Source organism: Synechococcus sp. WC101, from assembly GCF_047461555.1.
In the GTDB taxonomy this organism is placed as follows: Bacteria; Cyanobacteriota; Cyanobacteriia; order Thermostichales; family Thermostichaceae; genus Thermostichus.
The window spans coordinates 1-11,216 of sequence record NZ_JANSHG010000081.1 but is presented as its reverse complement, the minus strand read 5'-3'; the positions used below and the strand labels follow the sequence as shown (position 1 = coordinate 11,216).

Annotated in this window: 10 protein-coding genes, 1 tRNA gene, 1 other RNA gene and 1 pseudogene; 10 read left to right on the top strand and 3 right to left on the bottom strand. The window is 58.1% G+C overall.

Going from position 1 to position 11,216, the window contains the following annotated elements; genetic code table 11:
* Positions 1–76 precede the first annotated feature (76 nt).
* Positions 77–478: a transfer-messenger RNA gene (ssrA, locus tag NW809_RS07155) on the bottom strand.
* Positions 479–578: 100 nt separating this feature from the next.
* Here ssrA and NW809_RS07150 point away from each other — a divergent pair.
* The 8 genes from NW809_RS07150 to NW809_RS07115 all read left to right on the top strand — a co-directional run bounded on the left by NW809_RS07150 (position 579) and on the right by NW809_RS07115 (position 8,382).
* Positions 579–650 (top strand) — tRNA-Lys (locus tag NW809_RS07150).
* Positions 651–784: 134 nt separating this feature from the next.
* Entirely contained in the window at positions 785–1,738 is a 954-nt protein-coding gene (locus NW809_RS07145; protein WP_414401810.1) for an endonuclease domain-containing protein, read from the top strand.
* Between the two features lie 202 nt (positions 1,739–1,940).
* Entirely contained in the window at positions 1,941–2,456 is a 516-nt protein-coding gene (locus NW809_RS07140) for a hypothetical protein (RefSeq protein WP_414401809.1), read from the top strand.
* Between the two features lie 1,829 nt (positions 2,457–4,285).
* Positions 4,286–5,701 carry an ATP-binding protein gene (locus tag NW809_RS07135; RefSeq protein WP_414401808.1) on the top strand — a complete coding sequence of 472 codons (1,416 nt, stop codon included), beginning with the start codon at positions 4,286–4,288 and terminating at the stop codon, positions 5,699–5,701.
* Positions 5,702–5,907: 206 nt separating this feature from the next.
* Positions 5,908–6,798 (top strand): hypothetical protein, encoded by an 891-nt coding sequence (locus NW809_RS07130; protein WP_414401807.1) that lies wholly within the window; start codon positions 5,908–5,910, stop codon positions 6,796–6,798.
* A gap of 92 nt (positions 6,799–6,890) precedes the next feature.
* On the top strand, positions 6,891–7,160 hold the full coding sequence (locus tag NW809_RS07125) for a hypothetical protein (RefSeq protein WP_011429902.1): 270 nt from the start codon (positions 6,891–6,893) through the stop codon (positions 7,158–7,160).
* Between the two features lie 33 nt (positions 7,161–7,193).
* Positions 7,194–7,925 (top strand): energy-coupling factor ABC transporter ATP-binding protein, encoded by a 732-nt coding sequence (locus NW809_RS07120; RefSeq protein ID WP_099812251.1) that lies wholly within the window; start codon positions 7,194–7,196, stop codon positions 7,923–7,925.
* Between the two features lie 244 nt (positions 7,926–8,169).
* Positions 8,170–8,382 (top strand): CP12 domain-containing protein, encoded by a 213-nt coding sequence (locus NW809_RS07115; RefSeq protein WP_099835041.1) that lies wholly within the window; start codon positions 8,170–8,172, stop codon positions 8,380–8,382.
* Positions 8,383–8,656: 274 nt separating this feature from the next.
* Here NW809_RS07115 and NW809_RS07110 read toward each other — a convergent pair whose 3' ends face one another.
* Positions 8,657–9,460: an FTR1 family iron permease gene (locus NW809_RS07110; protein ID WP_099812250.1), complete on the bottom strand. Its 804-nt coding sequence runs from the start codon at positions 9,458–9,460 to the stop codon at positions 8,657–8,659.
* 49 nt (positions 9,461–9,509) lie between these two features.
* Positions 9,510–9,920, bottom strand: a complete 411-nt coding sequence (gene msrB / locus NW809_RS07105) for a peptide-methionine (R)-S-oxide reductase MsrB (RefSeq protein ID WP_011429906.1) — start codon at positions 9,918–9,920, stop codon at positions 9,510–9,512.
* 444 nt (positions 9,921–10,364) lie between these two features.
* Here msrB and ndhN point away from each other — a divergent pair, with 444 nt between their 5' ends.
* Entirely contained in the window at positions 10,365–10,808 is a 444-nt protein-coding gene (gene ndhN, locus NW809_RS07100) for an NAD(P)H-quinone oxidoreductase subunit N (protein ID WP_011429907.1), read from the top strand.
* An 88-nt stretch (positions 10,809–10,896) separates the two neighbouring features.
* Positions 10,897–11,216 (top strand): annotated as a pseudogene (locus NW809_RS07095) (4Fe-4S ferredoxin); the annotation flags it as partial.

Here is an 11,216-nt window from a genome sequence, read left to right as displayed (position 1 = left end):
CCTCTAGAGGGACTCAAAGGCCCCGTCTCCCTCCTGACCGAGGATGGTCTGGGCCAATAACCTCAGGTTGACCTGGAGATGGAGCTGACGGGAGTCGAACCCGTGTCCGAGATGGGTACTGGGGGTTCACTCCTTCACAGGCTTAGCCTCTCTAACCCTCAAGGCGGGGATCGCCGTTTAGATCCCGGCGATGGGAATTCTCCGCCTAGCCTTAGGCTCTCCCTCGACGGAGCCGGAGAAGAGAGCTGCACCCGTTGTGGTTGTGATCCGCCCACTTAACGGGGTCGTGAGAGGATCCTCGAGCTCAGAGTAAGTTCTTGGTTACTGAGCCTTAGGCAGCCAGAGCGGCCGCTTTACGAGCAAAAGGTACGACGTTGTTCGCACGTACTGTGTTGAGCCTGGTGGTAACGGGATAAGCTCAATCCCGACCTGCATCATGAACCCTTGTTCGCCACCCCGTCGAAACCGTTACAGCCCCGGGGTTAGCTTAAATCTAGACTAGCAAAACTCTCGGGGATCCGGCTAGAGTCTTTGCGAATGTGACAAAAGTCCTGCTATCATAACGAAAGTGTAAACTCGGGTCGGTAGCTCAGCGGTAGAGCACTCGGCTTTTAACCGATTGGCCCAGGGTTCGAATCCCTGCCGACCCAGCTTGCGATACCCTCTCCCCCCGGCCTGGCCTAGGCTAGGATTCCAGGAGGCAGGTGGGAGAGGCGGGGTGGCCGTTCTTTCGTGGCAAGACCTAGGCAAAGAGGGGGAGGTCAAGCTATTACTGGCGCCGTGCGTGGAGGAGGCGCTAGCGAGCCTGGCGGAGGAGGCTGAAACTCGAGAGACGGTCTTTGTCTCCAAGCTTTGGCACCGAATTCCTGCCCAGGATGCCATCCTCGATGAGTGTCTGCAAGTGCTGGCGAGGGTAGCTCTATCCCTCTGGCCTTATTGGTATGGGGAAAAGTTTGAGCCGGTCACGACGGCAGAGGTTCAAGCTCACAATCGTCTCCGCGCCCAAGAGCTACCAGCAAAACAGGATCCCACCATTGCCAACGCCTGGCTCAGGGCGGCCATGCACCTGTGCCAACAGCAACGCCTGCCTCTGCTGCCAGGGATCCAGCGGGCGATCCAGGTGCAGCAACTGGCCAAGGCCATTGCCCCTCGCGAGCTGACCTTGGCTTTGGCAACCAATGAGACGGAGCCGGCGCCCAGCTACTTACTCGGCTTGGCCAAGGCAGCTATCTGGTTGGCTGACCACAGTCAGGCACGGCTGGTGCTGGTGGTGCCGAGCGCTTTGACTGATCACCCCGAATTGGCCTCCGTGAGCTACGGTGCCATTCGACTGCCGCTTCCTGAGAGGCTAAAGGAGTTCGACAGCTCGGTGCAGGTGGTGGTGGGTTACAAGGGATCCCCTCACCCCTTCAGTCCCGCCGAGAGAAAGCTGGCCGACCGGGTGGCAGCAGATGCGCAGTTAAAGAATTTGCTGGAATTCAACCAAACTGTACAGAGTGTTAACGGACGCGCTTTCCGAGCGGATCTGCTTTGGCGGGAGGGTAAGGTGGTGGTGGAAGTGGATGGGCCAGAGCACCGCGAGCCAAACCACTACTACCAGGATCGCCTGCGGGACTACGAGTTGCTCATCTCCGGCTACTTGGTGTTGCGGATTCCCAACGAGCTGGTGATGTCCGACTGCGAGCGGGCGGTGGAGATGATCCGCAAGGTGGTTCAATTGCAACAGAGCCGGCTTTGAGGCAGGGCTGGAGGTTGAGGAAATGACCGCTTTGTTGCCCAAAAGCGAAATCTTGCTCTGGAAGCTCCTGCTAACAGGGGAAGAACCGACCAAGTCGCAAGTGAAGCCAAAGCATAGGGCCAAAGAGCTCAAGCTGTTGGAGGAAAAGGGCCTCATTGAATGCAAGACTGTAGTCGAAAAGGGAAGGAGGATAACCCGGCTTGTGCTGACTGACAAGGCCTGGGACTGGGCTTCTACCACGCCTCCAACGGCCATTGCCCGTTCCAAGTCGCCAGAGGCAGCAGCCGTTTTGCAAAAGGCGTTGGCAACCCTGGTGGATTACGCACAGCGGGAGAACGTTCCCTTGGCGCGGATTCTAGGCCTACGGCCCGCTGACGCGAACAGACCCTCTCTCGGTGGAGCAGCCCCTGTTCCTAGTGGGCAAACGCAGCCCTGGGAAGTTAGCGAAGGGGAGGTTGATCCTGACTTCCTCGAGAAGGTCTTTCGCACCTGCGAGGAGATGGGAGGGCGCTACTTCATGGTCTACTTATCCGACTTGCGTAAAAGATTTCCCGATGTTCCCTCCTGGCTATTGGATCAGGCGCTCCTGACTTTGCACGACCAAGCCAAGATAGTGCTGATGGACCTGGACGATCCTCTGTCCATTACTCCTGAAATCGAAGCCGCCGCTATTGACCTGTACGGCTACAAAAAGCACGTTCTTCGTGTTAGGAACTAGCCATGACTTCCAAGGAAAGTACCTCTTTCTCAATCAACCAACAAAAAGCTCTAGAAGCCCTCAAGGAGGTTGATTTTGATTGGACAGTTCATCTTAGAAAAATCTGGCAACCTCCGGATTTTGACGTTCCTGAGCTTAACCGGGATGTCAGGGAGAAGCTATTCAGCCGGCTGGAGAAGTTAATCCAATCTCCCCAGATGGAGACACCCTTTGGAATCCCTGTGCTTGGCAATGGTGGCTCTGGCAAAACCCACCTTCTCAGGGTCTTAAGACAGCGCTGCTTTGAAAAAGGGGTGGGATTTGTCCTAGTGGACATGACCGATGTGAAAGACTTTTGGGAAACCGTAATCCAGGGCTACCTCACCTCTCTGCTTCAGGAAGAGCCTGATGGCACTAGCCAGCTCCAAAAAATTCTCGATCTGGTCTTTCTGAGAGCTCTCTCTACTCCCAAGCAGGCGAAGGAGATCGCCAGTTTTTCCCACGAATCTTTGCTCGACGTCATTAGACAAACTCTGCAATGGCTATTCACTCAAGATCGCAAGCACACCATCGAGTACCAAGATTGTGTACGAGCTGCCATTCTAGCTAATTCGAATGATTTTTCACTGGCGTCAATAGGTACTAGCTGGATACAGGGCCTAGGTGTGGAATCAGAGGTTGCCCGACAATTCGGTTTTACCAACGCCAGCTTAAATCCTAGTCAAGTTGTTGCAGGGCTTTCTTGGCTGATGAGCCTAAGGGGACCCACTGTAGTTGCTTTGGATCAGTTGGATCCCATTGTTGTGCAATCTCATACAAGTCCTAGTCCTTCGTCATCCTTGCAGGAGCTCTCGCCAGAGACAGAAAGAGAAGCTTCCCAAAACATCATTCATAACATCGCAGGTGGCCTCATTGGGCTACGGGACTGCCTCTCCCGATCCCTTGTCATCATCTCGTGCCTAAACCAGTCTTGGGAAATTCTAACGAAAACAGCTGTTGAAACCTTTACAGGACGCTTTGAGCAGCCTTTAACTTTGACGGCTCTTCTTTCGGCCAGTGTCGCTGAGGCAGTTGTTGTTCCTCGCCTGCAGGCTGCCTACCACAAGGTGGGCTTTATCCCTCCCTATCCTTCCTACCCGTTTAAGCCGGAGTTCTTCCAGCAGAGTATCTATCCTCGGCAGCTCCTCCAGAAATGTCATGAGCACAGGGAGCAATGCCTACGGGAAGGGAGAGTTACCGAGCTAGGTGTCTCAAGTTCTGCTCCTATCACTCCAAGTCCCCCTCCACTGAAGGAACTAGATCGAATCTTTGAGGAGACCAAGCAAAAGGTTGATATTTCCCCGTATTTACAGGAAAACGAGAGCGAGATATGGAAAGAGCCCCTAGCTTCTCTGTGCAAATTTCTCGTCTGGCAGGAAAAGTTGCCGGCTAGTATTGGCAACCAAGTGGAAACTGACTTCCCTGGATCCAGAGGTTTCTTGCCTCTGCATTCTCGCTTGCGGCTAATCTTCTACGAGGCAAACGAGCGGGAAAGGCACCTTTGTTTTACAGCTATTCAATCAACTAATCCTAGATCTTTCCAAACTCGCTTAGTAGCTGCTAGAACGGCAGCCGGGATCGACGCGGCCCTGCGATTTCGCAAGTTGGTAGTGGTGCGCACTACCTCCCTACCAGGAGGCGAACGTACTCAGAAACTGTGGCAAAAGTTCCTTGAGGAGGGTGGGATCCACTGGCGGCCCAGTGAAAGGGGAATCAGGGTTCTGCTGGCCCTGGAGCAGCTCCAATCCAGACCCGGTTTTAGAGATTGGCTGGCGGAACGGCAACCTCTTACCCACCTGGCAAATGCTGAGTTGGATTCGGGGCTGGCCAAAATCCTTGCCTGGCTGAGGGAAGGGATCCCGGCTGACTGGGCTACGAGAGCTGAGCCTGAGGAAAAGAGAGTTTCCTCCCCTCCTAGGGCAGGCAACGGCAAAGCTCCTGAAGCCAAGCAAGACTTGCAGCCGCCGAGACCTTCGCCAGGTTTGTTTGTCGGACGACGCTGGATAGCCAACCGGGAGGGTGAGCCAGTTTTTCTGCCCATCGAGGAGCTGGTGCGGCACACTGTGATTTTGGCTGGCAGCGGCTCGGGGAAAACGGTGCTCTTGAGGCGAATGGTGGAAGAGGCAGCCTTGCAGGGGATCCCTTCCATCGTCATCGATGCAGCCAACGACTTGGCCCGGCTGGGGGATCCCTGGCCTGCCGCTCCCGAAGGCTGGACAGAGGAGGATCAAGCCAAGGCAGAGCGCTACTTTGCCCAAACCGAGGTGGTGGTTTGGACCCCTGGGCTGGCGGCGGGCAACCCCCTCACCCTTGCCCCCCTGCCGGACTTTGCTGCGCTGGCCGGTGATCCCGAAGAGCTGGAGCAAGCCGTCGACATGGCCTGGGGCGCCCTCCAGGAGATCGTGGCCCCCGGCAAGACCGTCAGCGACGAGCTGAAGCGAGGGGTTCTTAAGGCAGCTTTGAAATACTTTGCCACCCACCAGCCGGGATCTCTAGCTGACTTTGCCGAGTTCCTTGCGGACCTGCCTCCGGAAGCAGGAGCCGGTATCAGCAAGGCGCCGCAACTGGCGCTGCAGATGGCTAATCTCCTCAAGGCTGCCATGGTTAACAACAAGTTGCTCCATCAACAGGGGATGGCGTTGGATCCGGCCATCTTGTTGGGGCTGGGCTCAGACTACGGCAAAACCCGGGTGTCGGTTGTCAACTTGGTGGGCCTTCCCACCCTGGGGGAACAGCAGCAATTTCTCAATCAACTGGCCATGGCGCTGTTTACCTGGATCAAGAAAAACCCCGCCCCGCCGGAAGCGCCAGTGCGCGGGCTGCTGGTCATCGACGAGGCCAAAGACTTTGTGCCCTCCCAGGGGACTACCCCCTGCAAGCAGAGCCTGCTGCGCCTGGCCGCCCAAGCGCGCAAATACGGCTTGGGTCTCATTTTTGCTACCCAAGCACCCAAGAGCATCGACCACAACGTCATCGCCAACTGCTCCACCCAGTTTTTTGGCCGAGTCACGTCTCCAGCAGCCATTGAGGTAGTGCGCGAGCAAATTGCCCAGCGGGGAGGAAGCGGAGAAGATGTGGCTGTCTTAAAGGTGGGACAGTTCTATCTCTCCTCGCAGCAGCTTCACCCGCCCTGCAAAATCCAAACTCCCTGGTGCCTGTCTTTTCACGCCCCCACCCCTCTAAGCGAAGCTGAGGTGATCCAGCGCTCCCAGGCAGTTAAGCTCTAGGCCCTCATCTTAGCAGTTTTGCCGCTGTTGGCTGTCGCGGCAATCTTCTCATTGCTCTTCTATTCCCTGGCAACTTGCTGCTGCCAATTCCTGAGGCTGCCTGGCAGTTGGGAGGCCTCTGGAGCTATGCTCCCTTAAGGCAACGTCGGGCAAGCTCGAGGCTTGCACGGCCACTTTGGGGAGCAGGGATCCTCGGGAGCAGGGCAATGGGGCAGGGGCTAGGAAAAGCTCAGCAGCGGTGGTGGGTGTTGGGTCTAGTGGTGATTTGGGCTTGGCTGAGCTGGGGGAGGATGGCCTGGCCTGCTGCCTCCTGCCAGGATCCTCTCTTCCTCCGGCAAATCTTGGCCGCAATGGGCCGGCCTGAGGTGGTGGTGGAGGAAGTAGCTCTGTTTGATAGAGATCAGTGCCTTGTCCAGTTGGTGTTGGATCGCCGCGGGCTGAGCGGATCCCTGCCGCCGGAGATCGGCCAGTTTCGCCGGCTGCGGGCTCTGTCCCTAAGCTACAACCAACTTTCCGGCCCCATCCCCGCCGAGCTGGGGCAGTTGAGGGAGTTGGAACAGCTTTTTCTCGACTACAACCAGTTCTCTGGCTCCATTCCGCCGGAGCTAGGACAACTGGGCAAGCTGCGGGGACTGTTTTTGGATCACAACCAGCTCTCTGGCCCCATCCCCCCAGAGCTAGGCCGGCTCAGCCGCCTAGAAAACCTCAGCTTGCAAAACAACCAGCTCAGCGGCGCCATTCCCGCCCAACTGGGCCAGATGCGCTCCCTCAAGGGGCTGTTTTTGGATCGCAACCAGCTCTCTGGGCCCATTCCGCCCCAACTGGGGCAATTGCACAACCTGGAAAACCTCTACTTGTCAGACAACCGCCTCAGCGGATCCCTGCCTCCGGAGCTGGCCCAACTCAAGCAATTGCGGGATCTGCGCTTGGCCCGTAACCGGCTCACGGGCGAGCTGCCCGGCTTTTTGGCAGAACTGCCGCGGCTGGAACGGCTCCACATCGAGGGCAACCCTGGCCTCTGCCTGCCGGCGGCCCTGTCGAGCTGGTTTGCCGGTCTCAATCCAGGGGATCCCACCTCCGCCCGCCCCTGCCCCTAGCGCTGGGATCTGGGTTTGCCGGCCTCCAGGTCTTCCGCCGACCTGCGATACTGGGATCAGGTGTCCACAGCCCACTACGCGAACGGTCAGCCATGTATATCCTAGAATTGCTTTTGAAAGGGAATCCCGCCCCCATCGTCGTCCACCAAAAAGAGGAGGAAGCGGCCAACCGCGCCTACCAAAGCGTGGTCAACGCTCTCCAGAGCGGATCCCCCCAAAGCTTGGAGCTGACCTGTGACCGCACCGGCAAAAAGGTGTTCCTGCTCACCGGCGAGCTGTGTGGCGTGCAAATGACCACCAAGTCGGGTGGCCCTGGTGCCCCAGGAACTCGTCCCGGCTTTTTGGCGCAGTTGCAGGGTTGAGAGCAGCTCTTCGGGTCTTCGCGAGGGATTTTCATGTCGGAGAGGGGGACAGAGTCCTTGCGCGGCGGCAAGAGGGAGTCCCCGCCGGCCATTCGGGTGGAGGGCCTGACCTTTGCCTGGCCGGAGCGTCCCCCGGTTCTGCGGGAGTGCAGCTTTGTCATTCCCAAAGGCCAGTTGTGGATGCTGCTGGGGCCTAACGGCAGCGGCAAGTCTACCCTATTGCAACTGTTGTCCGGATCCCTCACCCATCCTCAGCCCCTAGCGGGCCACCTGGAGGTGCGCGGGCGGCTGGGCCACGTGTTTCAAAACCCGGATCACCAACTGTTCATGCCGACGGTAGGGGCAGACGTCGCCTTTGGTTTGGGGGCAGAACCCCTCACGTTGGAAGAGATTGCCGAGCGGGTGGAAATGGCCTTGGAGCAGGTGGGCTTGCGGCACTTGATCCGCCGGCCCATCCACGGCCTCAGCGGTGGACAGAAGCAACGGGTGGCAGTCGCCGGGGCGCTGGCCCGGCGCAGCGAGGTTCTGCTTTTGGACGAGCCAACAGCCCTGCTGGATCCCGAGAGCCAGGCGGAGTTGCTGCGGTGCATCCGCCGCCTGGTGGATCAAGAGGGGATCACCGCTCTCTGGGTAACCCATCGGCTGGCAGAGCTGGAATGGGCGGATGGAGCAATTTTCCTCTCCGAAGGACAGGTGCGCCATCAGGGATCCCCAGAGCAGGTGCGGCAACAGCTTGGACAACTGTTTGGCGCCTTCAGGTCTTAGCCCCGCTGATCCCGAAGAGATCGCAAAAGGGTGGCTGCAACCCCCGGCGGTCGCTGCTTAGAATGGTAATGTATCCACAGCGATCGATAGGTTGGCAGCAAGGCATCATCCTGGACTTATCTACCCTGCGGAGCGGCAGGTTTCTGCCTGTTGATCCGCGAGTGCGCTAGATCCCTGCGGATCTGCGTCAGCAGATTATACCCGTGGGCCCCTGGCCCCATCTCGTTGAAAGGAGCTTGAGAATATGGGACTGTCTGAAGTCATTGCCAAAGAGCTGGAAAACGCCCGTAACATCTGTTCTGAGTACGGCGAAGGGGATCCTCACTGCCGTGCAGCTTGGGATGCTGTTGAGGAAGTGCTGGCAGCCCGCAGCCACCAGCCCAAAGCTCCCAGCAGCCTCGAGCAGCACTGTGCTGAAAACCCCGACGCCGTCGAGTGTCGTGTTTACGACACCTGATTTCTGGTAACCCTGCAGATCGGTCTCGGTTTATCGACAGCGATCGCAAGTGGGATCCCCGACAAGATCCAGCGGCCTGCCAGCTCCCTGCTGGCGGGCTTCGTCTTTCTGGGCCGGAATGCGTAGCTGGGCACCGAGAATTGAGTCCAGCCGGGACACTTTGCTCACCCCAGGAAGAGGGAGGATCGCCGGCTACTTCGAGCAACAACCCTCGAAACCCCAGCCCCTCGAACTTGAGGGTTGTGGGAGGCACCCTGCTCGCAAAGAAAGTTTCTCACGGAGAAAGCTTTTGAGCAGAGTCAGCCCGCCGCCATTGCCTCATCCACAAGACAAAGGCTGTTCCCAGCAGCACCATTTGTGGGATCAGCGTCTGCCAAGTGGGATACAAACCCAACCAGCGCAGCTTCGGGATCCCGGATAAGGGGGTGATCGGAAGCCAGCCCGCCACTTGCAAAGCATGGAGGCCGCTGCCCAGGAACTTAAAGCCCAAGTAAAAAATCAGCAGGCTTAAACCCCGGAAAAAAGCCCCCAAGGGCAGCTTCAGCCCCACCTGCAGCAGCAAGACCGCCATCCCCACCAGCAGCAGGGATCCCAGACCGATCCCCAGCCAGAGATCTTTTGCCGCCAGGGAAGGGGCCAATCCCACGTAAAACAACACCGTTTCTGCCCCCTCGCGAAACACCGCTGCAAAGGCCAGGAAAGCTAGGGAAAAAACCTGGCCTGTGGCGAGCGCTGCCTGGGCTTGTTCTTGCACAAAGGTCTGCCAGGAAGCAAGGGCGGCCCGCCGGTGCAGCCAGAGGCTGACCGAAAACAGCAAACCTGCTGCCACCAGCCCAGTCATCCCCTCCAGTACCTCTTGGCGGGTGTGGGTCAGCAACTGCTGGAAAAACAACTTCACCAGCAAGGCGAGCATCACCGCTGCCAGCAGACCCATGGATCCCCCCAGCCACACCCAGCGCTGCGGGGCCGACTGCCCACTTTTGCGCAGAAGGGCCAGCAAAGCCACCAGCACCAAAAGCGCCTCCAGACCCTCCCGCAGCAAAATCGAGGCAGCATCTAAAAAGGTGTAGTCCGACATAGGTTCACCCAGGCAGGTGGCTCAATTCTAGCGTTGCCTGAGGAGAGGCTCAGGTGGTGGCGGGGATGAACTTCAGAGCAGCAGAGTTGATGCAGTAGCGCAGACCCGTTGGTGGGGGACCGTCCCGAAACACGTGCCCTAAGTGACCACCACAGTTGGAGCAGTGAACCTCGGTGCGAGGCACAAGCAACTTCCAATCCGTCTTGGTGCCGATCACATGAGGAGCAATCGGCTCCCAAAAACTGGGCCAACCAGTGCCACTGTCGTATTTGGCTGCCGAGGAAAAGAGCTCCTGCCCACAGCCAGCGCAGACATAGATCCCTGGAGCCTTGTTGTCGTAGTAGGCGTTGCGGAAGGGGGGCTCGGTTCCCTCTTGGCGCAGCACATAGTACTGCTCTTCGGTGAGCAGTTGTCGCCACTCAGCGTCGGTTTTGGTAACGGGATAGATTTCTTGAGCCATCGCCTGTTGCTCTCCTGTCAAGCTGAGGGGTGCCGTAACGAACCCGGCCACTGTCAAGTCAAAAGCTTGCCTCGTCGCATAAGCGGTTTGTCCGTCCTGACATGGGTGAAGCCATCGCCGCCGGACTCTCCAGTTGCCCTGTCCGGCTGTTTCTGAGACTTGCAAGCAGATGCTTGTATGTATCTTAACTCTTCTTCACGTCTTCTTCCCCACAAAGGCGAAGGTACGGGTATCTTCACCATTGGTCGGCTACCCCTCAGCCAAAGCCGGCAGTTTCCGCGCGGCAAAGAGTCGGCGAGCTTCTCTATGAGTTCTATCTGTAGCTTCTATCCCTGGCTGGGGACATACTCCCGCTACAATGAGCACAGGCAAGGGATCCGTTCGGCCTAGGCGGGCTTGCCTGGGGATTCTTTTGCTAACCCTGAAAACGACGGAGTTATTGCCATGTTGCTGGTCGGCTCAGGCGCCAAGTTTGTGCAGCAGCTCGAGCAGTGTGGGGCTCTGGCCATCTTTGTTACCCCAGAAGGGGGATCGGAAGGGCACTACCTGCGGCGGCTGCGCGGAGCTGGCTACGAGGTAGTCACCCTTTCCAGCAAGGGGATTGGGGATCTGGCCAGTTATCTGACGTCCAGCCATGGGGTGCGGCCTGCCACGCTGGGCAAATCGCAGCGGCGCACCTATTTCTACCCCTCGTTGATCGAGCAGTACCGCGCCACCTTGCCCCCAAAGGCCAAGGGATTGGTGTTTTGGTTTTACGAGGGGCATGTGCTCAGCCGGCAAGAGCTCTCCTACCTGGTGAAGCTGAGCCAAGAAGATAAGGGCGTGAAATTTGTGGTGGAGCTGGGTCGAGAGCGGTCAATTCGGTGGCAACCTCTGCAGAGTGCCTGAGGATCTGTTCAGATTCCTCGAAAATTCTTTGCTACCATCTCAAGTAGGCGGCCTGCAGCCCAGACTCTCATCTTGCCGGTGGCCTTCCGTGCCTGTGACCTTGCCGAACGTCTCGCTGCAACAGGGTACTTGGTTTAAGCTGATCTGCGGCGCAAGTTTCCACCACTTGCCGTCGATTCGAGAGTTAGCTTTCCTCTACACGCTTGCCGGTGCCGATTGCATTGACGTCGCCGCTGATCCAGCCATTGTGCAAGCTGCACAAGAAGGGATCCGGCGGGCCCAGGCAGAAGATCCCCAGGTGGGGTCCCCCTGGTTGATGGTCAGCGTCAACGACGGCGAAGATGTGCATTTTCGCAAGGCGGTGCTGACGGATCCCGTCTGTCCTGCCGACTGTCCGCAGCCCTGCCT

Excerpts from the sequence above, each read along its gene's own strand:
- NW809_RS07130 (WP_414401807.1), top strand. The coding sequence starts at position 5,908 with ATGGGGCAGGGGCTAGGAAAAGCTCAGCAGCGGTGGTGGGTGTTGGGT.
- NW809_RS07125 (WP_011429902.1), top strand. The coding sequence starts at position 6,891 with ATGTATATCCTAGAATTGCTTTTGAAAGGGAATCCCGCCCCCATCGTC.
- NW809_RS07120 (WP_099812251.1), top strand. The coding sequence starts at position 7,194 with ATGTCGGAGAGGGGGACAGAGTCCTTGCGCGGCGGCAAGAGGGAGTCC.
- NW809_RS07115 (WP_099835041.1), top strand. The coding sequence starts at position 8,170 with ATGGGACTGTCTGAAGTCATTGCCAAAGAGCTGGAAAACGCCCGTAAC.
- NW809_RS07110 (WP_099812250.1), bottom strand. The coding sequence starts at position 9,460 with ATGTCGGACTACACCTTTTTAGATGCTGCCTCGATTTTGCTGCGGGAG.
- msrB (WP_011429906.1), bottom strand. The coding sequence starts at position 9,920 with ATGGCTCAAGAAATCTATCCCGTTACCAAAACCGACGCTGAGTGGCGA.
- ndhN (WP_011429907.1), top strand. The coding sequence starts at position 10,365 with ATGTTGCTGGTCGGCTCAGGCGCCAAGTTTGTGCAGCAGCTCGAGCAG.